The sequence below is a fragment of the Streptomyces sp. NPDC002520 genome (assembly GCF_053595235.1).
The window spans coordinates 116,306-143,273 of the sequence record NZ_JBSFXG010000025.1 but is presented as its reverse complement, the minus strand read 5'-3'; the positions used below and the strand labels follow the sequence as shown (position 1 = coordinate 143,273).

Annotated in this window: 24 protein-coding genes; 12 read left to right on the top strand and 12 right to left on the bottom strand. The window is 71.5% G+C overall.

From position 1 onward, the window contains the following. Positions 1-157: 157 nt before the first annotated feature. From ACWD5D_RS29900 to ACWD5D_RS29890, 3 genes are all read right to left on the bottom strand, one after another. Complete coding sequence (locus ACWD5D_RS29900; protein ID WP_451375878.1) at positions 158-862, bottom strand: endonuclease V; 705 nt, start codon at positions 860-862, stop codon at positions 158-160. A 130-nt stretch (positions 863-992) separates the two neighbouring features. Then, on the bottom strand, positions 993-1,325 hold the full coding sequence (locus ACWD5D_RS29895; RefSeq protein ID WP_451375877.1) for a plasmid stabilization protein: 333 nt from the start codon (positions 1,323-1,325) through the stop codon (positions 993-995). 57 nt (positions 1,326-1,382) lie between these two features. After that, positions 1,383-2,489 carry a WD40/YVTN/BNR-like repeat-containing protein gene (locus ACWD5D_RS29890; protein ID WP_451375876.1) on the bottom strand — a complete coding sequence of 369 codons (1,107 nt, stop codon included), beginning with the start codon at positions 2,487-2,489 and terminating at the stop codon, positions 1,383-1,385. Positions 2,490-2,686: 197 nt separating this feature from the next. Here ACWD5D_RS29890 and ACWD5D_RS29885 point away from each other — a divergent pair, with 197 nt between their 5' ends. The 4 genes from ACWD5D_RS29885 (at position 2,687) to ACWD5D_RS29870 (ending at position 7,235) form a co-directional block, all read left to right on the top strand. Beyond that, the gene (locus tag ACWD5D_RS29885; protein WP_451375875.1) at positions 2,687-3,103 is read left to right on the top strand and encodes an SsgA family sporulation/cell division regulator; all 417 of its coding nucleotides are present in this window, start codon (positions 2,687-2,689) and stop codon (positions 3,101-3,103) included. 329 nt (positions 3,104-3,432) lie between these two features. After that, positions 3,433-5,058, top strand: coding sequence for an ABC-F family ATP-binding cassette domain-containing protein (locus ACWD5D_RS29880; protein ID WP_451375874.1), 1,626 nt, complete (start codon positions 3,433-3,435; stop codon positions 5,056-5,058). 199 nt (positions 5,059-5,257) lie between these two features. Beyond that, positions 5,258-6,034, top strand: coding sequence for a dimethylargininase (ddaH, locus tag ACWD5D_RS29875; protein ID WP_451375873.1), 777 nt, complete (start codon positions 5,258-5,260; stop codon positions 6,032-6,034). 226 nt (positions 6,035-6,260) lie between these two features. After that, positions 6,261-7,235, top strand: coding sequence for an acyl-ACP desaturase (locus ACWD5D_RS29870; protein WP_451375872.1), 975 nt, complete (start codon positions 6,261-6,263; stop codon positions 7,233-7,235). Positions 7,236-7,957: 722 nt separating this feature from the next. Here the strand turns inward: ACWD5D_RS29870 and ACWD5D_RS29865 are convergent. Next, positions 7,958-8,203: a WhiB family transcriptional regulator gene (locus ACWD5D_RS29865; protein ID WP_451375871.1), complete on the bottom strand. Its 246-nt coding sequence runs from the start codon at positions 8,201-8,203 to the stop codon at positions 7,958-7,960. 281 nt (positions 8,204-8,484) lie between these two features. Between ACWD5D_RS29865 and ACWD5D_RS29860 the strand changes: the two genes are divergently transcribed. Then, positions 8,485-9,276: a VOC family protein gene (locus ACWD5D_RS29860; protein ID WP_451375870.1), complete on the top strand. Its 792-nt coding sequence runs from the start codon at positions 8,485-8,487 to the stop codon at positions 9,274-9,276. A 46-nt stretch (positions 9,277-9,322) separates the two neighbouring features. On the opposite strand, the gene ACWD5D_RS29855 is transcribed toward ACWD5D_RS29860, so the two are convergent. The 4 genes from ACWD5D_RS29855 to ligD all read right to left on the bottom strand — a co-directional run bounded on the left by ACWD5D_RS29855 (position 9,323) and on the right by ligD (position 14,017). Continuing rightward, the gene (locus tag ACWD5D_RS29855) at positions 9,323-10,393 is read right to left on the bottom strand and encodes a LacI family DNA-binding transcriptional regulator (protein ID WP_451375869.1); all 1,071 of its coding nucleotides are present in this window, start codon (positions 10,391-10,393) and stop codon (positions 9,323-9,325) included. A 243-nt stretch (positions 10,394-10,636) separates the two neighbouring features. Beyond that, a complete protein-coding gene (locus tag ACWD5D_RS29850) occupies positions 10,637-12,280 on the bottom strand; it encodes an IS200/IS605 family accessory protein TnpB-related protein (protein ID WP_451375868.1) in 1,644 nt (547 codons plus the stop codon). Next, positions 12,273-12,848, bottom strand: coding sequence for an IS607 family transposase (locus ACWD5D_RS29845; protein ID WP_451375867.1), 576 nt, complete (start codon positions 12,846-12,848; stop codon positions 12,273-12,275). The genes ACWD5D_RS29850 and ACWD5D_RS29845 overlap by 8 nt, the downstream gene beginning before the upstream one ends. Positions 12,849-12,997: 149 nt before the next feature. Beyond that, a complete protein-coding gene (gene ligD / locus ACWD5D_RS29840; RefSeq protein ID WP_451375866.1) occupies positions 12,998-14,017 on the bottom strand; it encodes a non-homologous end-joining DNA ligase in 1,020 nt (339 codons plus the stop codon). A gap of 74 nt (positions 14,018-14,091) precedes the next feature. Here ligD and ACWD5D_RS29835 point away from each other — a divergent pair, with 74 nt between their 5' ends. Together ACWD5D_RS29835 and ACWD5D_RS29830 are read left to right on the top strand one after the other, a co-directional pair. Continuing rightward, a complete protein-coding gene (locus tag ACWD5D_RS29835) occupies positions 14,092-15,168 on the top strand; it encodes an ATP-dependent DNA ligase (protein WP_451375865.1) in 1,077 nt (358 codons plus the stop codon). Between the two features lie 232 nt (positions 15,169-15,400). Further along, positions 15,401-16,477: a DUF2510 domain-containing protein gene (locus ACWD5D_RS29830; RefSeq protein WP_451375864.1), complete on the top strand. Its 1,077-nt coding sequence runs from the start codon at positions 15,401-15,403 to the stop codon at positions 16,475-16,477. Between the two features lie 191 nt (positions 16,478-16,668). On the opposite strand, the gene ACWD5D_RS29825 is transcribed toward ACWD5D_RS29830, so the two are convergent. Continuing rightward, positions 16,669-17,313 (bottom strand): TetR/AcrR family transcriptional regulator C-terminal ligand-binding domain-containing protein, encoded by a 645-nt coding sequence (locus tag ACWD5D_RS29825; RefSeq protein ID WP_451375863.1) that lies wholly within the window; start codon positions 17,311-17,313, stop codon positions 16,669-16,671. Between the two features lie 220 nt (positions 17,314-17,533). Here ACWD5D_RS29825 and ACWD5D_RS29820 point away from each other — a divergent pair, with 220 nt between their 5' ends. Both ACWD5D_RS29820 and ACWD5D_RS29815 read left to right on the top strand, forming a co-directional pair. Next, a complete protein-coding gene (locus ACWD5D_RS29820; RefSeq protein WP_451375862.1) occupies positions 17,534-18,334 on the top strand; it encodes a phosphatase PAP2 family protein in 801 nt (266 codons plus the stop codon). Further along, a complete protein-coding gene (locus tag ACWD5D_RS29815) occupies positions 18,331-19,278 on the top strand; it encodes a hypothetical protein (protein ID WP_451375861.1) in 948 nt (315 codons plus the stop codon). Before ACWD5D_RS29820 ends, ACWD5D_RS29815 begins: the two co-directional genes overlap by 4 nt. A 105-nt stretch (positions 19,279-19,383) precedes the next feature. On the opposite strand, the gene ACWD5D_RS29810 is transcribed toward ACWD5D_RS29815, so the two are convergent. The 3 genes from ACWD5D_RS29810 to ACWD5D_RS29800 all read right to left on the bottom strand — a co-directional run bounded on the left by ACWD5D_RS29810 (position 19,384) and on the right by ACWD5D_RS29800 (position 23,347). Continuing rightward, positions 19,384-20,304, bottom strand: coding sequence for a phospholipid scramblase-related protein (locus ACWD5D_RS29810; protein WP_451375860.1), 921 nt, complete (start codon positions 20,302-20,304; stop codon positions 19,384-19,386). A gap of 66 nt (positions 20,305-20,370) precedes the next feature. Then, positions 20,371-22,419 carry a phosphocholine-specific phospholipase C gene (locus tag ACWD5D_RS29805; RefSeq protein WP_451375859.1) on the bottom strand — a complete coding sequence of 683 codons (2,049 nt, stop codon included), beginning with the start codon at positions 22,417-22,419 and terminating at the stop codon, positions 20,371-20,373. Positions 22,420-22,573: 154 nt separating this feature from the next. Then, positions 22,574-23,347, bottom strand: coding sequence for a GntR family transcriptional regulator (locus ACWD5D_RS29800; protein ID WP_451375858.1), 774 nt, complete (start codon positions 23,345-23,347; stop codon positions 22,574-22,576). Positions 23,348-23,493: 146 nt separating this feature from the next. On the opposite strand from ACWD5D_RS29800, the gene ACWD5D_RS29795 reads away from it, so the two are divergent. From ACWD5D_RS29795 to ACWD5D_RS29785, 3 genes are read left to right on the top strand one after another with little or no spacing between them, the layout of a single operon-like run. Continuing rightward, the gene (locus tag ACWD5D_RS29795) at positions 23,494-24,828 is read left to right on the top strand and encodes an MFS transporter (RefSeq protein ID WP_451375857.1); all 1,335 of its coding nucleotides are present in this window, start codon (positions 23,494-23,496) and stop codon (positions 24,826-24,828) included. Further along, a complete protein-coding gene (locus ACWD5D_RS29790; protein WP_451375856.1) occupies positions 24,825-26,039 on the top strand; it encodes an aspartate racemase/maleate isomerase family protein in 1,215 nt (404 codons plus the stop codon). Before ACWD5D_RS29795 ends, ACWD5D_RS29790 begins: the two co-directional genes overlap by 4 nt. Further along, the gene (locus tag ACWD5D_RS29785) at positions 26,036-26,950 is read left to right on the top strand and encodes a polysaccharide deacetylase family protein (protein ID WP_451375855.1); all 915 of its coding nucleotides are present in this window, start codon (positions 26,036-26,038) and stop codon (positions 26,948-26,950) included. The genes ACWD5D_RS29790 and ACWD5D_RS29785 overlap by 4 nt, the downstream gene beginning before the upstream one ends. The last annotated feature ends 18 nt before the right edge of the window (positions 26,951-26,968 follow it).

Sequence of the window (26,968 nt, the reverse complement as noted above, 5' to 3'; positions counted from 1 at the left end):
AGACGTGTGATATTCCGATCTGTCCCGCGTGGGGGACCCCCACCGTGGGGGACCCCCATCGCGATGGGGGTCCCCCACGCGGCGGAGCCGCAAATCGATACAGCCCCGCGCACCTTTGGGGCGCTGCCGAACCGCCACCCAACTTCGCCGGACCCCCTCAGCGGCGGCTCGCTTCCCCGGCCGCCTCCCGGAGCGCCCGGCGGCACAGCGCGTCCGCCCGGCGCGTGGTCTCCGGCAGGCGGTACGCCGGGGTGAGGGCCAGCGTGTGCGCGAGGGCGTTGCCGAGGCTCACCCGGTGGCCGACGGAGACGAAGACCGGCTTGACGCCGTCCCGGGTGCGCAGGGCGCGGCCGACCTCCTCGGTGCCCGCGAGCAGCGGTGCCGAACTGCCCCGTTCGGCACCGGGATCGTCATAGGTGAAGGTGAACGGGTTCTTGGCGACGCCGATGGCGGGCAGCCCGGTGAGCACGCCGAGGTGGCTGGCCAGGCCGAAGCGGCGCGGGTGGGCGAGGCCGTAGCCGTCGCACACGACCAGACCCGGCGGGCACGGCAGGGCGTCCAGGGCTGCGCGCACGGTCGGGATCTCGCGGAACGCGAGCAGTCCGGGGACGTACGGGAAGGAGACCCGGCCGACGGCCGTCACCTCGGCGAGGACGTCCAGCGTGGCCGCGTCCAGCACGACGGCCGCGGCGGCGACGAGGTCGCGTTCGTCGTCGTAGGCGACGTCCACCCCGGTCACATGCCCCGTGCCGGGCGGCGGTCCGGGCTCGTCGAGCACGACCCGTCCGCGCAGTTCGTCCTGTACGGCGCGGGCCTCTTCCTCGGTCGCGGGCCAGCCCGCCGGTACGCCTACGGTCGTCATGGTCCCCCGACTCTACGGCCGTCCCACGCATCGCAGGCCGCTGGGCAGGCTCGCGATCATGTTCGTACCGGAGTGACCACGGTGCCGGAACTCGGACACCACCGGCAGACGTCGGGCTGAGCCCGGTGGCTCAGCCCTTCCTGTCGTCCAGCGCGCGCCGCAGCTGCTCCTTGTTCATGTGGGAACGGCCCTCGACACCCCGCTGCCGCGCCTCGTTGTACAGCTGGTCGTAGGTCGGCCCCTGGGAGCCGCTGTGGGACCGCCGGCCGCCGCGCTCGCCGGACGACATGTCCTCGAGCGAGCTGCGGCTCGCGGTCCTCGACTCGCCGGCGCGGGCGCGTTCCTTGTTAACGGTCCGCGCGGCGATCTCCGCGGCGCGCTCGGCGCTCTCGCCCCGGTCCTGCGCGCTCTGCTTGATGTGCTCGTACTGGCGCTCCCGCTTGGAGCTGGAACCCGCTGGCATGATCGCTCCCCTCGTCTCCTTCCCCGGGAGACGAGTACCCGGGTTCCGGCCGCCTTGTCAGCGTTCCAGGCGGGCCACGCGTCCCTTCTCCCCCGCAACCCAGCAGCTCCGGTCGGCGGTGCAGTCCACGGTGTCGTACGAGCCGGTGTCGAGGGTCCGCCAGGTGCGGCCGGCGTCGGTGGTCACGTCCGTGCCCGTGGGGCCCACGGCGAGCGCGCTGGTGCGGCTGTGCGGGAGCCAGGCGGCGCCGGAACGGTAGGCGGGCGGCGGGGTGGCGGCGGGCTGCCAGGTGCGGCCGCCGTCGGCGGTGACGGCGGCGGCCTGCGGTGAGGCCTGGTCGGGGCGGTAGTCGCCGCCGACGGCGAGGCCGTGGGTGCGGTCGCGGAAGGCGAGCGCGAAGACGCCCTTGGCCGGATCGCCCGCCGGTACCGGCGTGTCGGCGGCCGTCCAGGTCAGTCCGCGGTCGGCGGAGTGCAGCACACGCGCATGGGCGCCGCCGCCGGTGGCCAGCCAGACGTCCTTCGGGCCGGACGTGACCAGGCACTGGCCGCTGGCCGCGAAGCCCGCCTCGCCGTCCAGGGCGGCCGGCATGCCGTCGGCGGGCAGGACGCGCCAGGACCGGCCGCCGTCGCTGGTCGACAGGATGCGGAACCTGCCGTCCACGGGGTCGCTCATGGCGAGGCCGTGGCGGTGGTCGAAGAAGGCGAGGCAGTCGTAGAACGCCCTCGGGTCGGTGTTGCGGAAGGACTCCGTCCAACTCGCCCCGCCGTCCTCGGTGCGGTAGACGCGGGACGTCTCGCCCTCACCGATGGCCAGCACCACCGCGCGCCGCGCGTCGAACGCCTCGACGTCCCGGAACTGCAGGTCGGCCGCTCCGGGCGGAGAGACGTTCCGCCAGCTGGTCCCGCCGTCCGTGGTCCGAAGGACGGTCCCGGCGGTGCCGGCCAGCCACGCGGTGTCGCGGTCGACGGCGGACAGGCCGCGGAAGCGGACCCGCGGGCTGCCGCTGTCCTTCTCGGCCCAGTGCACGCTCCCGTGGCCCCCGAACGTCTCTGCCTGAGCCGTGGGCACCGTCAGCGCGGCCAGTGCCGCCCCGCACGCCACCCCCGCCGCCACCAGCCGGCCCGTCCGTCCCCTGCGTCGCGTGCTCCCCAAGCGCCTCATGGCGGGCGAAGCTAGCCCACCGGCCCGCCGCCGTCCAGGGGACCGCACCTCGTGCGCCCGGCCCCACCCCCGCCCATGGCCGCGGTGACCGAGGTCACTCCTTCTCCGTGTGCACGGATCGACTGATTCCGTCGTCTCTTCCAGTACCAGGTCGCACGGCCCGGAAGTTCGCCCAGCCGTCACGAGGGAGCAAGGCGTTGTCCACCGTCATCGCGCAGCCCGTAGAGGCGCGGCTCGTCGCCGCCGCGCCGCGCATGCAGAGCATCCCCGCCACGCTGCGCTACGACCGGAGCGACCCGTTCGCGGTCCGCATGACCTTCCCGGCCCCGTCCACCCTGGAGGGCGTCGACGTCTGCTGGACCTTCTCCCGCGAACTGCTCACGGCCGGGCTGCACGACGAGGCGGGCGACGGCGACGTCCGCGTGCGCCCGTACGGCTACGACCGCACGGTGCTGGAGTTCCACGCCCCCGAGGGCACCGCGATCGTGCACGTGCGTTCCGGCGAGATACGGCGCTTCCTCGAGGCCACCCGCGACCTGGTGCCCGCCGGCATGGAGCACCTGCACATGGACCTCGACCACGACCTGGCCGAGCTGATGCGCGACGCCTGCTGACCCCGTGCGCGCCCGGACGGCCCGCGTCGACCCGTCCGCGGATTAATTCGCGTTGACACGCTTCCGGGCCCTCCGTACGGTGTACGAGGTTCTGTTGCCGCCGATTGGAGAAGGACGTTGCTCGTCTGAGGTCCTGAGACACCGCGTTCACACCGGTGAGGTGTGCGTGGCGTACGACCTCGGCGTCCGAGCCGTCCTCCGGCACAGGCCTTTTTTCATGGCCTCCTGGCCCTTTTCGGGGCCTCTCTCCGTGCCCAGGCCTTCGGTTTCCGCCTCGCGGTGTCTCGACACGCGCTCGCCCGACCGCACCCAGCAACCGCGAGGCTCTCATGTCAACCTCCATCACCTGCACCTCCCTCTCCTTCGCCTGGCCCGACGGCACTCCCGTGTTCGACGGCCTGGACGTCTCCTTCGGCCCCGGCAGAACCGGGCTCGTCGGCATCAACGGTTCGGGAAAGTCGACCCTGTTGAAGCTGCTCGCCGGGGAACTCGTCCCGGCCGGCGGCACCGTCAAGGTGACGGGCGAGGTCGGCTACCTGCCGCAGAACATCACGCTGGACACCTCCCTCCGCGTCGACCAGGCGCTCGGCATCGCCGGCCGGCGTGCGGCGCTGCGCGCCATCGAGGCGGGCGACGTGTCCGAGGAGCACTTCGAGACGGTCGGCGACGACTGGGACGTGGAGGACCGCGCCCTGGTCACCCTCGGCGGACTCGGCCTCGGCCACGTCGGCCTGGACCGCACGGTCGGCGAGCTGTCCGGCGGCGAGTCGGTGCTGCTGCGCCTGGCCGCGCTGCTGCTGCGCCGCCCGGACGTCCTGCTCCTCGACGAACCCACCAACAACCTCGACCTGTACGCGCGCCGCCGGCTGTACACGGCCGTCTCCTCCTGGTCCGGCGTTCTGGTCGTGGTCAGCCACGACCGTGAACTCCTGGACATGGTCGACCAGATCGCGGACCTGCGCTCCGGGGAGGTCTTCCGGTACGGCGGCAACTTCTCGGCCTACGAGGAGGCCCTCGCCGTCGAACAGGACGCGGCGGAGCGGATGGTGCGCGTGGCCGAGGCGGACGTGCGCAGGCAGAAGCGCGAACTGGCCGACGCCCAGGTCAAGCTGGCCCGCCGCAAGCGGTACGGAGAGAAGGTCGGCGAGTCCGGGAGCCTGCCGAGGATCCTCGTGGGCGGTCGCAAGCGCGCCGCGCAGGAGTCGGCGGGCAAGCACCGCGTCATGCACGAGGAACGGCTCGCCGAGGCCAGGGAGCGTCTCGACGAGGCGGTGGAGGCCGTACGGGACGACGACGAGATCCGCGTCGAGCTGCCGTACACGGCCGTGCCGCCCGGCCGGCAGGTGCTCACCCTGGAGAACCTGGAGACTGCCTACGGGGCACGCGTCGAGGGGATCCTCGACCTGCGCGGCCCGGAGCGGATCGCGCTCGTGGGACGCAACGGCGCCGGAAAGACGACGCTGCTGCGGACCGTCGCCGGGGAGCTGGAACCCGTGGCCGGTGAGGCACACGCGCACGTGCCGCTGCGCTTCCTGCCCCAGCGGCTGGACGTCCTGGACGACGAGGCGACCGTCGCGGAGAACGTGGCCCGGTTCGCGCCGGGCGCCACGAACAACAGGGTCCGGGCGCGGCTGGCCCGCTTCCTGTTCCGGGGCGCGCGCGCCGACCAGCAGGCGGGCACGCTCTCGGGCGGCGAGCGCTTCCGGGCGGCCCTGGCCGCGCTCATGCTCGCCGAACCGGCACCGCAACTGCTCCTGCTCGACGAGCCGACGAACAACCTCGACATGGCGAGCGTCCGGCAGCTGGCCTCGGCGCTGGAGTCGTATCAGGGCGCGCTGTTCGTGGCCAGCCACGACCTGCCGTTCCTGGAGTCGATCGGCATCACCCGCTGGCTGCTGATGGAGGACGGCAAGCTGCGGGAGACCACCCTGGAGGAGATCGAGGACCCGGCGTAGCGGTTCCGTGAAGGGGGGCTCCCCGGCGGTGTGTTCGGGCCCGGCGCCGGGGAGAGGACCCCTGCGCCGGGCCGGGAAGCGTCTCAGGGGGGCCACATCCTGACTACAAGGGTTTTGTGCCGGCCGGGGCGCCCTGCATGATGGCGGACCGGCGCCGCAACACGGGCGCCGGAACCGCACGCCGATACGGAGATTCCTCGTGCCCAGCAAGAAGGCCCTCGTACGCCGCCCCAGCCCGCGCCTCGCCGAAGGCCTGGTGACGCACATCGAGCGGGAGAAGGTCGACGCGGACCTCGCTGTGGAGCAGTGGGAGGCCTACGTCGAGGCGCTGCGCGAGCACGACTGGGAGACGATCGAGGTCGAGCCGGCCGACGACTGCCCGGACTCGGTGTTCGTCGAGGACAGCGTCGTCATGTACAAGAACGTGGCACTGATCACCCGGCCCGGCGCCGCGTCCCGGCGCCAGGAGACCGCCGGCGTCGAGGAGGCGGTGGCGAGCCTCGGCTGCTCGGTGAACTGGATCTGGGAGCCCGGCACGCTGGACGGCGGCGACGTCCTCAAGGTCCAGGACACGATCTACGTCGGCCGGAGCGGGCGCACCAACGTGGCCGGCGTGCAGCAGCTGCGAGCCGCGTTCGAGCCGCTCGGCGCGCGCGTGGTGCCCGTGCCCGTGAGCAAGGTGCTGCATCTGAAGTCGGCGGTCACGGCGCTGCCTGACGGGACGGTCATCGGGCACATCCCGAACGTGGACCGGCCTTCGCTGTTCCCGGGCTTCCTGTCGGTCCCGGAGGAGTCCGGCGCGCATGTGGTGCTGCTCGGCGGGCACAAGCTGCTGATGGCGTCGAGCGCGCCGAAGACGGCGGAGCTGCTGACGGACCTCGGCCACGAGGTGGTCACCGTCGACATCGGTGAGTTCGAGAAGTTGGAGGGCTGTGTGACTTGCCTCTCGGTGCGGCTGCGGGAGCTGTACGCCTGAGCGGATGATCCCCTCACTCCGGCGGCCCCGGGACCTGCGGGTCCCGAGGCCGCTCCGTACACCGGGGAACCACGGCCCGGTCGAGCCGTGAAGCGGTCCTTACGGCGAACTTAACCTACGGCTTCGTAACCTACGGCTTCGTAGCTTACGATCTCGTAGGTTTCCCGGCACCGCTCGCCGGAACGTCCCCCCTCTCCCCGTTTGTTCGGCGCCATCTGGAGTTCTCGTGACGATCACCTCCCCTCACCTCGGCAGCCCGTCCGTCTGGACCGACGCCCGGCTGCTGTACGCGCTGGAAGAAGTGGTCGAGAAGGAGTTGAACCGGCATCTGAACGTCGCCAAGGACTGGATGCCGCACGAGTACGTGCCCTGGAGCGACGCCCGCAACTTCCCCGGCCTCTTCGAGGACGGCGTGGCCTGGGAGAAGGAGCAGTCCCAGGTGACCGAGGTCGGCCGCATCGCGCTCGTCGTGAACCTGCTGACCGAGGACAACCTTCCGAGCTACCACCACGAGATCGCCTCGCTCTTCGGCCGCGACGGCGCGTGGGGTACCTGGGTGCACCGCTGGACCGCCGAGGAGGGCCGGCACGGCATCGTCATGCGCGACTACCTGCTCGCCTCGCGCGCGGTGGACCCGGACAAGCTCGAAGAGTTCCGTATGTCGCACATGAGCGAGGGCTTCGAGTCCGACAACGGGCACTCGATGCTGCACTCGATCGCGTACGTCGCCTTCCAGGAGCTGGCGACCCGGATCTCGCACCGCAACACCGGCCACCAGTCCGGCGACCCGGTCTGCGACCGCATGCTGGCGCGCATCGCGACGGACGAGAACCTGCACATGGTCTTCTACCGCAACCTCCTGAAGGCCGCCTTCGAACTCGCCCCCGACCTGACCATGCAGGCCGTCCGGGACGTCGTGATCAACTTCCGTATGCCCGGCCACGGCATCCCCGGCTTCGAGCGCGCCGCCGCGCAGATGGCGATCGGCGAGGTCTACAACCTGCGCATCCACCACGACGACGTCCTCCAGCCGGTGCTCCGCTTCCTGAAGATCATGGAGATCGACGGCCTCGGCCCCGAGGGCCGTCAGGCGCAGGAGGAACTCGGCCTGTTCATGGGCGGCCTGGACGCGGAGGCCCTGAAGTTCGACGAGAAGCTGGCGGCCCGCAAGGCACGGATGGCGGCCCGCGCCGCGAGCTGAGGCGATCGCAGCGGGACGTTCGCGCGCGGGGCGGTTTCGGTCCGCGCGCGCGTGTCGTTCGCTGTGCGACACGCGCGCGCTGCGGCTCGGGAGCCGTACGCGCGCGTGGGCGTCTCGACGTTGCCCCGTGGGTGCGCCAATTGACGGTGTACGGCGCGGCGGTGGTTTGCGCCGGCCACGGCGACTTGCAGACATAGCAGGTCTGCGGTTCGCGGAAGACACCGACCGCGCCCGGTTCGGCCAGGGGCGCGTCCTCGCGCCGGTCGAGCGCGCCGGTGGCGGTCGCGGCCATCGCCGAGGCGTCGGCCGACGCAACCTCGGCGCCGCGTGCCTCGCGGCGCCTGAGCCGCCCGTCCCGGGCGAAGGACGCGGCGACCTGCTCGGCTCTCAGACGCACCAAGTCGTCGACGGGCAGCGCGCGCAGCCTGCCCACCACGTCGTGGAAGACCGCCAGTTCGGCATCGCCGACCGCGCGCGTGACCGCCTCTCCGGTCGCCTCGCCCATTCGTGCCCCGCCCCGCCCGTGTCCGTCGCACCGCCGTGGCCCCGACCGGATTCGAACCGGCGTGACCGCCGTGCGACGGCGTGCACCCGCCTGCGCGCTACGCCCGGGCGCGCCCCCGGATCCTGACCGCGTGCCGGAGCCCGGCCGACGGGGTTTTCCGCGCCGTGGAGGCGCCGTGGACACGCCGTGGACGGCAGGGTTCCCGGCGCCGGAGGCGTCAGTGCGAGATGCGGCGCAGGGCGAGGCGTTCCTTCTCGGACAGGCCGCCCCAGACGCCGAAGCGTTCGTCGTTGGTGAGGGCGTAGTCGAGACAGGCGGACCGCATCTCGCACATGCCGCAGATGCGCTTCGCCTCGCGCACCGAGCTGCCGGGCTCGGGGAAGAAGAAGTCCGCCCCGGTCTGCGCGCACAGGGCCTGGGCCTGCCAGGCGGTGTCGGCCGGGGTGATCGTGTCGATGTGCATGGCCAGAATCGTGCCGTGCGGCGAAAAACGTTCGATCAACGAGCGGTCAACGGCACGGCCGAGGCCCCCGGCCGCCCCGATGATGCTCCGCCGCGGCCCGACCGCGCACGGCGGCGCGCGGAAGAGGTGCGAAATCCGGGAGAACCCGGCCGACGACCGACGGGGCGGTGGACCTCGATGTCGTGTGACGTGCCGGGGCGGCGATTGTCAGTGGGCGGTGACAGACTCGGCAGTGCACAGGACAGGAACCCTTCCACCGGCCCCCTTTCAAGGAGGGCGAGATGCTCACCACTCGTTTCGTGAACGGCGCCCCGAACTGGATCGACGTCGGTTCTCCCGACCTCGACGGCGCCACTTCCTTCTACGGCGACCTTTTCGGCTGGGAGTTCCGGTCGGCGGGTCCGGACGCCGGTGGCTACGGCTTCTTCCAGCTGGGCGGAAGGACCGTCGCCGGTGCCATGCCGACCGGCCCGGAGCAGGGCCCGCCGTCCTGGACGGTGTACTTCCAGAGCGAGGACGCGCAGGCCACCGCCAAGGCGGTCGAACAGGCCCACGGCCGTGTGCTGTTCCAGCCCATGGACGTGATGGGGCAGGGGCACATGGCGGTCCTCGCCGACCGGGCGGGCGCGCCGTTCGGGATCTGGCAGCCCGGACTGACCAAGGGGGTGGACGTGGCAAGCGAACCGGGCTCGCTGTGCTGGGTCGAGCTGCACACCCCGGACGTGGCGGCGGCGGCCGCGTTCTACCACCAGGTCCTCGGCCTCGAGACCTCGTCCGCGCCGTTCCCGGGTGGCACGTACACCTGCCTGAACGCGGCCGGTGCCGGTGAGGACGCGATGTTCGGCGGCGTCGTCTCGCTGTCCGACCTCCCGGCGGACGAGGGAGCCGATCCGCACTGGCTGCCCTACTTCGAGGTCGAGAGCACCGACGCCGTCGTCGCGAACGCCGAGCGGCTGGGCGGCACGGTCCGGATGCCGGCGACCAGCGTGGAGGGCGTCGGCCGTATGGCCCATCTCGCCGACCCCTACGGCGTCCGCTTCGCGGTCATCAAGGGCGAGGCGCCGCAGGCCTGAGCCCTCCGCCGCCGTACGGCGTGCGAGGGCGAGCGGTTCGTGGGGTCTAGGCGGACGCGCGTCGTACCAGTGTCGTCGGCAGGACGACACTCGACGGCGCCGCGTCCGCCAGGGCGCCGTCAGGGAGCGGCCCCTGCCGGACCGGCCGCTCCCGGGCCGCCCCCTCGAGGGTACGCAGCAGGAGACGGGCCATCAGGCGGCCCATCTCCTCTATGTCCTGACGGACCGTGGTCAGGGGCGGCTCGGTCTGTTCGACGACGGGCAGCACGTCGTCGAAGCCGATCACGGCCACGTCCTCGGGCACGCGCCGGCCGCTCTCGCGCAGCACGCGCAGAGCACCCATCGCGGTGAGGTCGTTGGCGGCGAACACCGCGTCCACGTCCGGGCGGCGGTCGAGGAGCGCGCGCATGGCGCGTTCGCCGCCGGCCGGGGTGAAGTCGCCCTCCACGACGAGGCGGGGGTCGATGTCGCCGATGGCGTCCCGGTAGCCGTCCAGCCGGTCGACGGCCGAGGTCTGGTCCAGGGCGCCGGTGATGTGCGCGATCCGGGTCCGGCCGAGGGCGACGAGATGGCGTACGGCCTCACGGGCCCCGCCCCGGTTGTCGCAGTCGACGTACACCGGGCTGCCCGTACCGTCGCTCCAGTCGGGCCGGCCGCCGAAGACGGTGGGGACGCCCGCCTTCCGTATCAGTCCGGGCAGCGGGTCGTCGACGTGGAGGGAGAAGACGAGGGCGCCGTCGACGTGCCCGCCGGCGAGGTAGCGGGCCACGCGGCCGTGGTCGTCCCTGCCCTCGGTGAGCAGCAGCACGAGCTGGTTGTCGTGGGCCGTCAGTTCCTTGCTGATGCCGCGCAGCTGGAGGGCGAAGAAGGGGTCGGCGAAGACACGGGTCTCGGGTTCGGCGATGACCACCGCGACGGCGTCGTGCCGCCTGGTGACCAGGCTGCGTGCCGCCCGGTTGGGGACGTAGCCGAGTTCCTCGACCGCTTTCAGGACGCGGGCGACGACGGATTCCCGGACGCCGTCCCCGCCGTTGACGACCCGGGACACGGTGGCCCGGGACACGCCGGCTCGCGCGGCGACGGCCTCCAGCGTGGGACGCGGCTCTTCCTCGGTCACTTCCGACTCCTCATCGGCGGCGAGCGATCAGGATATCCGTGGCGCCGCGGGACGGTACCGGTCACTGGCGCACAGGGGCACTGTCAGCGCCGTGCGGCATGCGGCATGCGGCATGCGGCATGCGGCGATCAGTGGCGGACGTGGCGCCACCGGACCACGGGGAGGACAGGGCGTTCAGGGGGGTCGACGATCGCGGTGGGCCGCGCCCCCGCCCGCGCCTCGGCGGGTCCATGGACACCGTTCCTAGAGACTGAGCGGGAGTGAGTCCTGTTGCCAGAACCCATGCTCAGCCGAACACCCCGAACGGTCTTGGGTGTTCTGGTCCACCGCGTTCGCTCCGCGTCCGGCGCGTACGGATCCTGTCCGTGGTCCGGGGATGCGGGGGCGGTTTCCCTCGCTCCCTCGGTCGCCGGGTCGGGCCTGGGCGGTCCGATACCCGTACACATCGCTCTGGTGTGCACGGGGCGGTGTCGTCCGTCGCCTGATCCGGTATCCGAGGGCGCGCCTGCCGATGGCCACCGAGGCGGCGGCGTGTCGGCTGATCTTGTGAGTTTGGCTGGTGAGGGGGGCTTGCCAGTGCTGGGCGCCCCAGACGCTGGTGTAGGCGGGATCGACAGCGATCACGCCGATGCCGGCTTCCGCGCACATGGACAGCAGGCGTGCGCGCAGGCGGCCGGTGGGGATGCCGGAGACGAGCTGCCGGAATCGCTTGCGACGGCCGTGTTTCTCACGGGTGGTGGAGTCGGTGAAGTCGAGGTCTTCGATCGCGATCGCCTGCACGCCGGTCTGTTTGACCCAGTGCAGGAGGCGGGTGAGGGCGTGGCGGAGCTGGGCATCGCGGTGCGAAGCGATACCGGTGAGCTGGTAGTCGAAGCGGCGGGGGGTGCCGATGGGGTTGCCATGTTCGTCGAGGCGCCATGCGGCAAGGTGGTCGGCGTTGGTGTCCACGGCGATCACGCCGTCCGCGCGCAGTGCGGCCAGTGGCACGACGGGGAGGTCTTTGCGGGTCCAGGAGGCGTCGAGGTACCAGCGGCCCCGGACCGTGTCCAGGTGGATGCGGTAGGCCACGGCCCGGTTCGCTTCGATCCGGTCCCGCCATTCGTCGCCCCGGTGCCAGAAGGCGACCTTCGCGGCCAACACGTACCGGCCGTAGTTCGCGTTTGCGTGCTCGGCGAGGGGGGCGGGCAGCTTGATGCTGATCTCGCCGTCGGGGCTGACGCGGATCGTCTCGTTCCCGAACCTTTTGCCGGACTCGCCGTCGGCGGTCAGGAACCACCGAGCCGCCTCCCATTGTGCCCGCCACTGTGCCTCGGTCAGGTTCGCGGCCCTGAGGTGGTGACGGGTGCCCAGCAGTCGGCGGCCCCCGCGTGTGATCGACACCCGTCCGGCGTCACGTTCGGCCGCGACCTGGTCGTACCGCTCTTCGAGGATCGCCAGGCGCCGGGACTTGTGGAACCACTCGTTGCAGGAGCGGTAGCCGCCGGGCTTGCCCCGGCTGCCCTTCTCTCCGACGGGCAGGGACAGCCGGTGCCGGATCATGCGGATACCGGCATCCAGGGACTGCAGGTGCGCGTGCTGCGCACGCCGGGACAGGCCCCACTGGGCGTGCGTGCCGGACGTGATCGAGCCGGCCCAGCGGGAGGAGGACAACGCCGTCAACTCGCGTTTGCGCCCTGCCCACGTGTCGGTGGAGTGCTCCAGGCCGTCACGGCACCTGCGGGCCAGATCACGCGAGGCAAGCATGCCCAGGTGCGCGCCCACCAGGCGCAGCACCTTCTCGTCCTCGGCCGTCAGTCCCTTGAGGCGGTCGCGGACGCTGACCCCCGTCGGGCCGTCGGCGACGAATGGCCGGGCAATCTGCCGCAGCGGCCTGCGCTGGTCAGTCATGCTCGGCCGCCTCCAGCGCCTTGCGGGCACGGTTCTTCGCCGACCGGCGCCCGTACAGGCGGGCACAGAACGACGTCAGCACCTCCACCATGTCCCGCACCAGGTCGTCCTCGACCTCACCGTCGTCCAGTACGACCAGGCGGCGCCCGGTCGCGGACAGGGCGGCCTCGACCAGCTCGACATTCATCCGACCGAGGCGGTCCTTGTGCTCCACCACCACCGCCTGCACGGCCGGATCGGCAAGCAGCCCCTTGGCCTTGGAACGGGCGCCGTTCATGCCGGAGGCGATTTCGGACTCCACCCGCACCACCCGGTGACCCGCCATGGCAGCCCACCGGGCAAGCCGGGCGACCTGGCGCTCCAGATCGTCCTTCTGATCGTGCGAGGAGACGCGGGCATACAGGCCCAGCCCGCCGATCGCCTCGGGCGCGGCGTTGGCCCCCACGTTCACGAGGATCGTGCGCGGGCCGACCCGCTGGGCCGGTACCGGTAGCGTCCCCTCGCGGAACCAGCGATACGCGGTCTGCGGATGCACGCCCTGCGTCTTCGCCCATTCCGTGAGATTCACGCTATGACAACGACACTCACTTATAAATGGTTACGCTCACTTACCCGACTTCGACGGTCAGCAGGTGAAGACCCCCGGCGCCGGGCACGGCACCTGGGCCCGGGCCTGAACCTGGACCTGGACCTGGACCTGGGCCTGGGCCTGGGCCGTCAGGACGCCTCCTCGCGGCGGGCCCGGCTCGGCTGGACCCGTTTCGGCTCTCCGGGCATCTTCGGGTACTCGGGCGGGTACGGCAGGTCGCCCAGGCCGTGGTCGTGCTCGTCGCGGCGGGCCAGTTCCAGGAGGGCGTCCAGGGAGTAGGCGTGGTCGTCCATGTCGGCGTGGACGTCACCGAGTTCGGCGAAGCGCGCCGGCATGGTGCCGATGTCGAAGTCGCGGGGGTGGGCCACGCCGACCTCCTCCCAGCGCAGGGGCGCGGACACGGGGGCCTCGGGGCGGGGGCGTACGGAGTAGGCGGAGGCGATGGTGCGGTCGCGGGCGGTCTGGTTGTAGTCGACGAAGATGCGCTCGCCGCGCTCCTCCTTCCACCACTTGATGGTGACCTGGTCGGGCATCCGGCGTTCCATCTCCCGGCCCACGGCGATCGCGGCGCGCCGCACCTGGGTGAAGGTCCAGCGCGGTTCGATGGGCACGAAGACGTGCAGGCCGCGGCCGCCGGAGGTCTTGGGCCAGCCGCGCAGGCCGCCGAACTCGTCCAGGACCGCGCGCAGTTCGAAGGCGGCCCGCGCCGCGTCGGCGTAGTCGGTGCCGGGCTGCGGGTCGAGGTCGATGCGGAGTTCGTCGGGGTGGTCGACGTGGCCCCGGCGCACCGGCCAGGGATGGAAGGTGAGGGTGCCGTACTGGGCGGCCCACACCACCGCGGCCTCCTCGGTGGGGCACATCTCGTCGGCGCTGCGCCCGCTGGGGAAGGTGATGTGGGCGGTCGGGATCCAGTCGGGCATGCCCTTGGGGGCCCGTTTCTGGTAGAACCACTCGCCCTCGATGCCGTCCGGGTACCGCTGGAGGGTGGTGGGACGCTCGCGCAGGGCGCGCAGGATGCCGGGGCCGACGGCGATGTAGTACTGGGCGACGTCCAGCTTGGTGTATCCGCGTTCCGGGAAGAAGACCTTGTCCGGGCTGGACAGCCGTACGGTCCGGCCGGCCACGTCCAGTTCCACAGCAGCACCCATGCGGCCACCGTAGGCGCCCCCCGCACGGCTCGCACACCGGGCGGCATCGGAGGCGGGCGAGCAGAATCGGACCCATGGATCTGCCGGTGATGCCGCCCGTGAAGCCGATGCTCGCCAAGTCGGTGGCGAAGATCCCGCCGGGCATGCACTACGAGGCGAAGTGGGACGGGTTCCGGGCGATCGTGTTCCGCGACGGGGACGAGGTCGAGCTGGGCAGCCGTACCGGAAAGCCGCTGACCAGATACTTTCCTGAGCTGGTCGCGGCGTTGAAGGAGCGGTTGCCCGCGCGGTGCGTGCTGGACGGGGAGATCGTGATCGCGCGGGGCGGGCGGCTCGACTTCGACGCGCTGAGCGAGCGGATCCATCCGGCGGACTCACGGGTGCGGATGCTGGCCGGGAAGACCCCGGCCTCCTTCGTCGCCTTCGACCTGCTGGCGCTGGACGACCAGTCCCTGCTCGACGTACCGCTGACCGACCGACGGGCCCTGCTGGACCGGGCGCTCGCCGACGTCACCGCTCCCGTACATCTGGCACCCGCGACGACGGACGTCGAGGTGGCGCACCGGTGGTTCGAGCAGTACGAGGGCGCGGGCCTGGACGGGGTCGTCGCCAAGCCGCTCACCCAGCACTACCTCCAGGACGAACGCGCCATGTTCAAGATCAAGCACGAGCGGACGGCGGACGTGGTCGTCGCCGGTTACCGCTTCCACAAGAGCGGCCCGGTGGTGGGGTCGCTGCTGCTCGGCCTGTATGACGACCGGGGCGCCCTGCAGCACGTGGGCGTGGCGGCCGCGTTCTCCATGAAGAAGCGTGCCGAGCTGGTCGAGGAGCTGGAACCGCTGCGCATGGACGACGTGTCCGGGCACCCCTGGGCGGCCTGGTCGGACGAGGCGGCCCACGAGACGGCCCGGCTGCCCGGGGCGCCGAGCCGCTGGTCGGGGAAGAAGGACCTCTCGTGGGTGCCCCTGCGGCCGGACCGGGTCGCCGAGGTCGCCTACGACCACATGGAGAACGGCGCCCGTTTCCGTCACACGGCCCGCTTCCGCCGCTGGCGTCCGGACCGCACTCCGGAGAGCTGCACGTACGCCCAGTTGGAGGAACCGGTGCGCTACGACCTCGCGGAGATCCTGGGCACGGCCGACCAGAACTGACGCAAGGCTCCCCTCCCCCGATGGGGAACCGGAGCGGCTGCGGGTGGAGGGCAATGGGGCCGAAGGTGGGGAGCAGTGCGGCCGAGGGCGGGGAGCAGCGGGGCCGAGGGCGGGGAGCAGCGGGGCCGAGACCGAGCCGTGACCTGGAAATCCGAGGGGAAATGCACCCGTCCGCACAGTTGGCGGTGGATTCTCTCATCACGCTTTCACCGACGCCTCATACGGTGGGGGCATGACGCAGGTGACTCCTCCCGGGTGGTACCCCGACCCCGGGCAGACGAATGCCGGTCCGCCCACCGAGCGCTGGTGGGACGGCACGGCCTGGACGGACCAGACCCGCCCGGCCGGGACGGCCGCCACGTGGGGTCCCCCGACGCAGCCGGGTCAGCCGGTTCCCCCGGCGTATCCCGCCGCCTCCGCGTACCCGGGCGCTCCGGGCTACACGGCGTACCCGGGCCATCCGGGGTATCCCGGCCGGCCGCCGGCCGCGTCCCGGCGCGGACTGCGGACGGGCATAGCCGTCGCGGCCGCGACCGCGGTACTGGCGAGCATCGGGGTCGGCGTGTACGCCCTCACCAAGGACGGCGGGGGCGGCAGCGACCGTGCCGGTTCGCGCCAGGGGCCGGACGGGACCGGCGGCCCGGACGGCGGCCCGGGAGGACCGGGCGGGTCCGGTGGGCTCGGCGGCTCGGGTGGGTCCGGTGGCTCCGGGGGCCCGGGCGGGTCCGGCGGGTCGGACGAGTCGCCGTCTCCGGACCGGTCCGGGGCGCCCAGGGTCGAGGGCGGCGGGAACGTACCGGATCCGTTCAACGGCATCAGCCTGCCCGTGCCGAAGGGCTGGACCGGCGAGGTGATCAGCGTCGGCGCGCAGGTGACCTCCGAGAAGTCCTACAAGTGCCCCGGCAACAGCTCCCAGACCTGTACGGCGGGCGGCGCCTACTCGGCGTCCGCCTCCGAGCTGGGCACGAAGGGCGACACGGCCCCGGAGGTCGCGAAGGCGGACGTCGCGGCCAACGCCGAGCACGCCTACGGCGGCACCACCTACGGCAGCGTCACCTCGCACCAGGTGCTGGCCTCGCAGGCGGTGACGGTGGCAGGGCAGAAGGGCTACCTGGTCCGCTGGAAGCTGATCACCAGCAAGGGCGCCGACGGCTACGCCGAGTCGGTCGCCTTCCCCTCGCCCAACGACCCCAAGCAGATCCTCGTCGTGCGCTTCGGTCTCGACGTCGGGCAGAACGTGTCCGTCATCGACGAGATCCTGAAGGGGATCAAGGTCTCGTCCGGCGGCGGGAACGGCCAGGACGTCTGACGGCACGACTTCTTGACGGCCTGACGACCTGACGACCTGACGGCCTGACGGCTTGACGGCCCGAAACGGCACGAGGTCCCGACGGCATGAGAACGGCCGGGTGGGGTGCCCCTCCGCTCAAGAGGAACCCCACCCGGCCGGGGGGTGCGCGCCGCCCCCGTCCCCACGGTGCGGCGCGAGCAGGTCACCGTTCAGTCATCCCGTGAACGGTGGCCTGGATCCTGGGTCAGTCCGAGTGCGGGCAGCACCGCGGCCTCGACGAACCGGACGAGATAGTCGGCGTCGGCGTACTGACCGCTCAGCACCGGCCGCACACGCAGCACACCGAACATCATGGCGGGGATGTACTCCAGCGCGGGATGTCCGGCCCGCACCTCGCCCCGCCGCACGCCCCGGTCCAGCATCTCCTGGAGCGCGGCGATCTCCGGGTGGACCAGCGCCTCGCGCAGCGCCTGCGCCAGTTCGTGGTCGCCGGTGACCGCATGCCCCAGCGCCTGCAGCAGCCGGGTGTCCTTGCCCGACCAGTTGCCCGCGGACCGCGCGGCCTGGCGCAGGTCCTCCGCGAGGGAACCGGTGTCGATCCCCGCGAAGCGCACCCGGCGGCTGGATCGCAGCGCGGCGGCGACGAACTGGGGCTTCGTCTTCCACTGCCGGTAGAGCGTGGACTTGCTGCAGCGGGTGCTGGCGGCGACTCCCTCCATGGTCACGGATTCGTAGCCGCACTCGCGGATCTGCTCCAGCACAGCGTCGAAGAACTCCCTCTCACGTTCGGGCGTGATCTTGGAGCGGCGCGAGGCGGCGACCGTCTCCGGTCCGTCCGCGGCCTGCGACGTCATGCGTGGCATCTCCTCACCTCTGTACGGCCGCCCCAGCGTCACTCGACGGGCGGCCTGCAACCTGCTTCCAGTGTGTCGCACATCAATCGATACGCAAGTGTACCGGTACTCCAGCGTATCGGTACACTGTCGTATCGGTACGGCGACGTATCGATGAGGTTCGCGCCTGTGGCCGGGCCTCGGCACCACCACACGCACGACCGTCCTGAAGGGGCCGGGGATGAATGACCGAACCGAGCCTGCGCAAGCGGGGCCGGACGCGATAGCGACAGCGCGTCCGCCGCTCCTGCGGGAGTTCCTGCTCGTCGCAGGGCTCTTCCTCGTCTACAAGCTCGGGCGGCAACTCGCCGACGGCCATACCGCGGAGGCGTTCCGCGACGCCCACCACGTGTGGAACCTCGAACGGGCCGTGCGTCTTCCCCGCGAGACCGACGTGCAGTCCGCACTGCTGCACGGCGACACCCTCGTCCACCTGGCGAACACCTACTACGCGACCGTCCACTTCCCGGCCACGCTGGCCTTCCTGGTCTGGATGTACCTGCGCCGGCCCGCCCACTACGTGTGGGCCCGCCGGGTCCTCGCGGTGGTGACCGGCGCGGCCCTGGTGCTGCCGTTCACCTTTCCACTGGCCCCGCCGCGGATGCTGACCGGCACCGGCCTGATGGACACCGCCCGGATCTACGGCCCCTCCGTGTACGGCCCGCCGTCCAGCGACCACCTCTCGAACCAGTTCGCCGCGATGCCCTCGCTGCACTTCGGCTGGGCCCTCATGGTGGCCATCGGTCTCATCGCGGCCACCGGCTCGGCCTGGCGCTGGCTGTGGCTCCTGCACCCCCTGATCACCCTGCTGGTCATCGTGGGCACGGCGAACCACTACTGGCTCGACGCGATCGTCGCGACGGTCATGCTGGGCGCGGCCCTCGCCCTCATCCACCCGCCGCACCGCACGACGACCACCGCGGGACGCGGCACCCGGCAGCTCGCTCCCAAGGAGTCCGTCCTGGTCGGAGCGGGCCGATGAGCACCGCCGCCCTGGCCGCCGTCGGCCTCTCCCTGATCTCCGCCGTCGCCTACGCCGCCGCCGCCGTCGCCCAGGAACGCCTCGCCTCCCGCACCGCGGGCACGGGTCTGCTGCGGCTGCTGGGCACCGGCGCCTGGTGGTCGGCGGTCGGCCTGAACGCGGCCGCCGCACTGCTGCACGTCGTCGCCCTCAAGTACGGCCCCCTCACCCTGGTCCAGCCGCTCGGCGCGCTCACCCTGGTCGCGGCGGTGCCCCTCGGGGCGCGGGCGGCCGGGCGGCGGGTCAGCGCGGCGGAGTGGCGCGGTACGGCCCTGACACTGCTGGGCCTCGGCGCACTGCTGGTCACCGCCTCGGGCCCGGCGCCGGAGCGCGTGCTGAGTCTGACCGAGGCGCTCGCGGTCGCGGGGACGACCGCCGCCGTGATCGGCATGCTGTCCCGGCCCGGCGCCCGGCCCGGCCTGCGCCACGCGACCGCCTCCGGCTTCGCCTCGGGTGTCGCCTCCGCGCTCACCCAGACCGTGACCGTGGCGGCGACGGACCGTTCGGGCCCGGCACTGAGCCCGGAGGTGATCGTGGTCGCGGTCCTCGTCGCCGCCTTCGCCACCGGCGGCCTGTTGCTGTCCCAGACCGCCTACCGCGGCGGCCTCGGCGCCCCACTGGCCGTGGTCACCCTGGCCAACCCGGTGGCCGCCGCCGTCATCGGCCTGACCCTGCTCGGCCAGGGGCTGCACGGCGGCGCGGGCGGCATCGCGCTGGCGGCGGCCGGAGCGGGCCTCGCCTCCTGGGGTGTCGTCCTGCTCACCCGGGTGACGCCCGCACCGGAGCCCGAGCACGACGAGGAGCACCCTGTCGCGGCGGTCCTCGCGCTGGAACCTGCGACGGCGACCGCCGAGCCGGCGTTGGTGCGGAAACGGTCGGAGCCGGGGCACCTCACACCACTCTGAGCTGCTCCGCCCCCTGGCGGGGGCCGCGCACGTACGACGGCGGCCGGTGTACGCGCAGTTCGCGTGCACCGGCCGCCGTTGCCGTACTCCCCCGTGAGGACCCGCTCAGCCGAGACCCCTGGAGTCCTGCTTGAGCGCGGTGTCCACCGTCAGAGCCGTCGCCACCACGAGGCTCAGGAGCGGCTCGGGCAGCTGGTAGTGGATCTGAAGGACGTAGTTGTCCGCCGTCGTGAACAGCGTCTTGGCGAGGCCCTCCCAGGTCTTGGTGATCCGGGCGACCTCGTTGTCCGCGTGGTCGACGATGGCGAAGTTCCAGGCCCGCCAGTTCTCCGCCTTGATCGCGCCGACCTGCTGGCCGTTCACGGTCATCGCGAAGTTGATCTTCCCGATCATGTTCTGCTGGACGATCTCGCCGACCGGCGAACCGTCCGGGCGCGTCACGACGACCCGGGACTTGATGAACTTCGCGGGCCGGGTCAGCACGAGCTGGGGCTGGCCGTAGGCGTCGCGGATCTCCAGCCGGTGGGTCATGAACTGGTCGAGGCTGGAGACGAAGCGCAGGGCCTTCTTCAGCGTGCTCTGGCCGACCTCGACGACCGAGCCGATCTCGCGGCCGCCCTGATCCATGACCTTGTACTCGTTGGTCAGCTCGATCAGCTTGGCCTTCTGGTTCACCACCAGGACCGGCTCGGTGAACAGGCTGCCGCCACCGGGGCCGCCGGCCGCGACCCCGGCCTGCTGCTGCACCTGGTACTGCACCTTGGGGTCGACGGCCTGGTGCTGGGGCGCTGCCTGGTGCTGCTGCGCGAACTGCTGCTGGGGCGCTGCCTGGTGCTGCTGCGCGAACTGCTGCTGGGGCGCTGCCTGCTGCTGGGGCACGGCCTGCTGTTGCGGCGCCTGCCCGGCGGCCTGCTGCGCCGCGTTCGTGTGCTCGGTCCACTGGGTGCCGTCCCAGTAACGGAGCGTCTGGGGAGCCCCGTGCGGATCGGGGTACCAGCCTGCGGGAGTGTTTGATTGCGTGGTCACCGGGGCACACTACCTTCTCCTGACCGGTACCTGACCAGCCCGCACGGGGCGTGACTCATGGCCGGTTCAGCCCGTGATGATCGCCGGGTCGGAGACCCCTGCCAGCCCGTTCTCGACATGGCCGGCGAAGCCGCGCAGGAAGGCGGTGTCGGCGTCCGAGGTGACCGTGAGGTCGTACCAGCGCTTGCTCGCGGCGAGGGCGACGGTCTGCTTCACGGTGGCCCCGGGCCGCACGGACACGGGGACGGGGCTGCCGCCGTAGCCGCTCACGAGCTTCAGCCGCGCCGTGCCGGAGCCCGTGTTGGTGAAGGTGAGTTCGATGTCGTCACCGACGTGACGGGCGACGACCTCGGGGCCGGCGACCTTGTTGCGGCCCTTGAAGACGCGCAGGAAGCCGTTCGGCCCGTGCACGGAGAGGTCGTAGGAGCCGCCCGAGTAGTACGAGTTCCAGGTGTCGGAGAGGGTCTTGCCGGCCTCGGTGGTGTAGGGCCAGGGGCCGTCGGTGCGGTTGTTCGAGGTGACCAGGAACGCGGCGCCCGCCTGCGCGCCGGAGGCGAAGGTGAGCGTGAACTTCCCGGCAGCCGTGTCCGCCGAACCGTCCACCAGGGGGGCGTACCTGAGGGGGCGGGTCGGGCGGCTGCCGCGCTCCTGCTTCGGCAGGGCCGGGTTCGCGGGCGGGGTCGGCACGTAGTCGGGGTGCCGGCCCCGGTCCGGGGGCTGGTAGCCGGCGGTGGAGGGCAGCGCGACGGCGGCCGTGTCCTTGCGGGAGAAGTCGAAGGCGGAGGTCAGGTCGCCGCAGACGGCCCGCCGCCAGGGGGAGATGTTCGGCTCCTGGACGCCGAAGCGGCCCTCGATGAAGCGGATGATCGAGGTGTGGTCGAGGGTCTCGGAGCAGACGTAGCCGCCCCTGCTCCACGGGGAGACGACGAGCATCGGCACCCGCTGCCCGAGCCCGTAGGGGCCGGCGCTGTGGCTGATGTCTCCCTTGTACAGGTCGAGGGCGGGGTCCACGGTCGACTTGCCCTGGGCGGCGGAGGCCGGCGGGTAGGGCGGGATGACGTGGTCGAAGAAGCCGTCGTTCTCGTCGTAGGTGATGAACAGCGCGGTCTTCCCCCATACGTCGGGGTTGGAGGTGAGCGCGTCCAGGACCTGGGCGACGTACCAGGCGCCGTAGTTCGCCGGCCAGTTGGGGTGTTCGGTGAAGGCCTCGGGGGCGACGATCCAGGAGACCTGGGGCAGGGTGCCCGCCTTGACGTCCGTCTTGAGCCGGTCGAAGAAACCCTCGCCCTTGCGCGCGTCGGTGCCGGTGCGGGCCTTGTCGTACAGCGGGTCGCCGGGCTTGGCATTCCGGTACTGGTTGAAGTAGAGCAGCGAGTTGTCGCCGTAGTTGCCGCGGTAGGCGTCGTTGATCCAGCCCCAGCCGCCGGCGGCGTCCAGGCCGTCGCCGACGTCCTGGTAGATCTTCCAGGAGACCCCGGCCCGCTCCAGGCGCTCCGGGTAGGTCGTCCAGGAGTAGCCCTTCTCGTCGTTGCCGAGGACCGGGCCGCCCCCCTTGCCGTCGTTGCCGGTGAAGCCCGTCCACATGTAGTAGCGGTTGGGGTCGGTCGAGCCGATGAACGAGCAGTGGTACGCGTCGCAGATGGTGAAGGCGTCGGCGAGCGCGTAGTGGAAGGGGATGTCGTCGCGGGTCAGGTACGCCATCGTCGTCGACGACTTGGCGGGCACCCACTTGTCGTACTTGCCGCCGTTGAAGGCGGTGTGGCCGTCGTTCCAGCCGTGCGGCAGGTCCTGTATGAAGGCCAGGCCCAGGTCGTCCGCGTCCGGGTGGAAGGGGAGGATGTCCTTCGTGCCGTCGGACTGCTTCCAGACGGACCTGCCGTTCTGCGTCACCGGACGCGGGTCGCCGAAGCCCCGCACGCCGCGCAGCGAGCCGAAGTAGTGGTCGAAGGACCGGTTCTCCTGCATGAGGACGACGACGTGCTCGACGTCCTGGACCGAACCCGTGCGGTGATGGGCGGGCAGCGCGGCCGCGCGCTGGATGCTGCCGGACAGCGCGGTGAACGCCGTGGTCGCACCCGCCAGTTGCAGGAATCTGCGCCGATTGACTTCGGACATTCGTGAGAACCCTCTCATCCTGACGAACCACGTGGGCCGGAACGTGCGCACATCTGCGCGGTGCTAGTGTTCCAAGACCACCGAACGCCAGGGAAGGGTCGGGCGGCACTTACATGAAAGCTGTCTGTACAAGTGAGGGAGGCTGATCGCGTCCCTACGCCCCCTCCTCGTCGCCGAAGAGGAGTTTCAGGGCGACCTCGCGGTAGTGACGCACGTGCCGGTACGCGCACTGCGCCGCGGCGTCCGCGTCGGCCGCGGCGATCGCCTCGTACAACTCCCGGTGCTCGTCCCACAGATGACGTGCGTCGTCGATCTGGTGCAGCAGCCAGCGAAGCCGGCCCTCCAGCGAGCCGAGCGTGGTGGTGAGCAGTTCGTTTCCGGCGGTGTCCACGATGAACTGGTGGAAGGCGGCGTTCGCCTTCGTCACACGGTCCGGCCTGCCGGACAGGGTGGCGCGGCGCGCGGCCTCCAGCAGCCGCCCCAGTGCGCGCAGTTGGGCGGCGTCGGCCCGCTCCGCGGCGCGGCGAACGGCCACGACCTCGAGGGCCTCGCGGATGTCGAAGAGGTTCTCGACGTCCTGTCGGGCCATCTGCTTGACGATGATCCTGCGCGGTGAAGGCGCCTCCAGAAAACCTTCACCGAGCAGAATGCGGATGGCCTCGCGCACGGGGACCCGGGAGACACCGAACTCCTCGGCCACGTCGCGCTCGATGAGCCGGTCGCCGGGGCGCAGCACGCCGCTGATGATCCGGTCGCGCAGACCCTCGCAGACCTGATCGCGCAACCAGCCCGCACCCTGCACCGATCCGTCGCCCGCCGAGCCGTTCGCACCCGCCCCGCGGGCGGCCGAGGGCGACGCGTCCGGAGCGCGTACGACCGTGCGCCCACTCGGCCCAGTGGTCCGTTCTGTCCAATTGTTCCGGGTCACGCAACCTCCCCTATCGATGAGATTACGGTATACCAAAGCCTTGACGGCGCCCCGATTGACTCCCATCCTCGGTATACCAAAACGCGGAAGCCGCACGTCCGCGTCCTGCCGATCGCCTTGTGCGCTCAGCGAATCGAGGGTATTTCATGTCCAGTTCGTCCGCGGCCGAGACAGCCGCAACCGCCGGGTCCTCCGGCACCACGGGCACCAGAGCCAAGCCCACCCGCGTCCGCTGGAAGATGTTCCTCCTGCTCCTCGGTGTGGTCAGCCTCAACTACATCGACCGCGGCTCGGTCTCCGTGGCGCTCCCCGTCATCACCAAGGACCTGCAGCTGTCCAAGGAGACGACGGGCTTCGTGCTCAGCGCCTTCTTCTGGACGTACGCGCTGATGCAGATCCCGAGCGGCTGGCTCGCCGACCGGTTCGGCCCCCGCAAGATGGTGGCCGGCGCCTGTGTCGGCTGGGGTGTCGCGCAGGGACTCACCGCCGCCGCGACCGGCGCCGGTTCACTGCTCGGCTACCGCCTGCTGCTCGGTGCGGTCGAGGCCCCGGTCATGCCCGCCGGCGGCAAGCTCAACGCGGGCTGGCTGCCCGCCAAGGAACGCGGACGCGGCGCCGTCCTGCTCGACGGCGGCGCACCCCTCGGCGCGGCCCTCGGCGGGATCATCATCTCCGGTCTCCTCGCCTGGACCGGGAGTTGGCGCATCAGCTTCCTCGTCGCCGGTCTGCTCACCGTCGTCGCCGGACTGATCGCCGGCTGGTACATCCGCAACACCCCCCGCGAGCACCCCGGCGTGAACGACGCCGAGGCGACCTACATCGAGAAGGCGCACGAGGAGGAGGACGCCGAGGGCCCGGTCAACGAGCGCACCGGCCTGCGCCCGTACCTCCGCTACCGCTCCTTCTGGGCCATGTGCCTGGGCTGGATGGGCTTCAACGGCGTCTTCTACGGACTGCTCACCTGGGGCCCGCTCTACCTCTCCGAGGCCAAGGGCTTCGACATCAAGACCATCGGCTGGTCCACCCTCGTCATCTTCGGCTCCGGCTTCGTCGGCGAACTCATCGGCGGCTGGCTCTGCGACCGCTGGAAGGGGACCGGCGCCGGCGCCAACCGGGTGATGCGCACGCTGATGGGCATCGCCGGCGTCTCCGTGATCGCCGGTCTGCTCGGCGTCGTCCTGGTACCGGACGCGATCACCGCGGTCGTCCTGCTCTCGGTCGTGATGTTCTTCCTGCGCTGGGCGGGCCTGTTCTGGTCGCTGCCCTCCATCCTCGGCGGACGCGCCAACGCGGGTGTCGTCGGCGGCGCGATGAACCTCTCCGGCAACATCGCCGGCATCGTCACCCCGATCGTGGTCGGCTTCATCGTCGGCGGCACCGGTTCCTACACCTGGGCGCTGCTCTACTTCGTGGGCTCCGGCGTCCTGTTCACCCTCTCCTCCCTCGTCCTCGACTACAGCAAGAGGCTGGCCGTCCGATGACCGCAACACCCCGTCCGTACCGGATCGGCATGCTCACCCCGTCGTCCAACACCTGTCTGGAGCCGGTCACGTACCGTCTCCTGGCCGGCACGGACGTCGCCACCGCGCACTTCGCCCGGGTCGGTGTCACCCGGATCGCCCTCGACGAGGGCTCCGACGCGCAGTTCGACCTCGAGCCGATGCTCACCGCCGCCCGGCAGCTGGCCGACGCGCAGGTCGACGTCATCGTCTGGAACGGCACCTCGGGCTCGTGGCTCGGGGTCGACCGGGACCGCGCGCTGTGCACCGCGATCACCGCGGCGACCGGCATCCCGGCGACCACGTCGACGCTCGCGATCCTCGACGCCTGTGCCGCGTACGGCGTCACGCGGCTCGGGCTCGCCGTCCCGTACACCCGTGACGTCGCCGAGCTGATCGTGACCACGTACGCGCGGCAGGGCCTGGACTGCACGCTCGCCGAGCCGTTCGGCATCAGCGACAACGAGGCCTTCGCGCGCCTCCCCGAGATCGAGGTCGCCCGGCAGATCGAGGCCGCCGCCCAGGGCGTGCACGCCGTCGCGGTCGTCTGCACCAACGTGTACGGTGCCGCTGCCGCCGCCGGGCTCGAAGAGGCCCTCGGCATCCCGGTGTTCGACAGCGTGAGCGCGACCTTGTGGCGGGCCCTCGACCTCGCGGGCGCCGATCCGGTCGTCACCGGACACGGTGAACTGCTGCGCTCCGGCAGCCTGCGCGCCCGCTGCCAGCGCGTCCTCACCGCCCTGCGCGAGGCGACCGGCGCCGACCGTACGACGCTCCGGCTCGACGTGCCCGCGCACGCGCTGCACGTCGACCTCACGGCCGCCGAGTGCGTCGGCCCCGGGGTCCGCTCCATCCGCCGCGACGCCTCGCTGGACCAGCGGCGCCTGAACACCGTCGAGTGGCTGGAGGAGCACCGCCGACCGCTGGTGCAGCCGCACTTCCGGGACGACCCGCACCCGCCGCAGGCCCTCGTCGACGTGTACGGCGTCAACGCCCAGATGCTCTCGCCGATCGTCCGTGACGGTGCGATGACCGGGTGGATCTCGGTCCATTCGCTCACCGAACGGGAGTGGACCGCCGCCGACCAGGCCAACCTGGCCTCGGCCGTCAAGCAGGTGCAGGGCCTGCTCGACACCTACGACACCCAGGCCGGCACCGCCGCCGCACTCAGGAAAGAGGCTTCCTTCGCATGACGGGCACCACCAAGGACATCCAGATCGCCCTCGGCGTGGACGTCGACGCCGTGGCCGGCTGGCTCGGCTCGTACGGCGGCGAGGACTCGCCGAACGACATCCAGCGCGGTGTCTTCGCCGGTGAGGTCGGCACCCCCCGCATGCTCAAGCTGTTCGAGCGGCACGGGATCCGGACCAGCTGGTTCATCCCCGGGCACTCGATCGAGACGTTTCCCGAGCAGACCAGGATGGTCGTCGAGGCGGGCCACGAGGTGGGCGCGCACGGATACTCGCACGAGAACCCGATCGCCATGTCGCCGCAGCAGGAGGAGGACGTCCTCGCGCGGTCGGTGGAACTGATCGAGGAGTACACCGGGCGCAAGCCGAAGGGGTACGTGGCGCCGTGGTGGGAGATGTCGCCGCACACCGCCGCCCTGCTGCACAAGTACGGCTTCTCCTACGACCACAGCCAGAACTACCGCGACTTCACGCCGTTCTACGCCCGTGTCGGCGACAGCTGGACGAAGATCGACTACTCCAAGGACGCCAAGGAGTGGATGAAGCCGCTCGTCCACGGCCATGAGGTGGACCTCGTGGAGTTCTGCGGCAACTGGTACGTCGACGACCTGCCGCCGATGATGTTCAACAAGCACTCGCACAACAGCCACGGGTACGTCAGCCCGCGCGCCCTGGAGCAGGACTGGAAGGACCAGTTCGACTGGGTGTACCGGGAGTTGGACTACGCGGTCATCCCGGTGACACTGCACCCGGACGTCAGCGGACGGCCGCAGGTGCTGCTGATGCTGGAGCGGTTCATCGCGTACGTGTCGGGGCACGAGGGCGTGCGGTTCGTGACCCTGGAGGACGCGGCCGACGACTTCCGGCGTCGCTTCCCCTTCGCGGGCGCGGAGCGCCCCGCCGACATGCGCTGAGCCGGGAGCGCCCGGCGC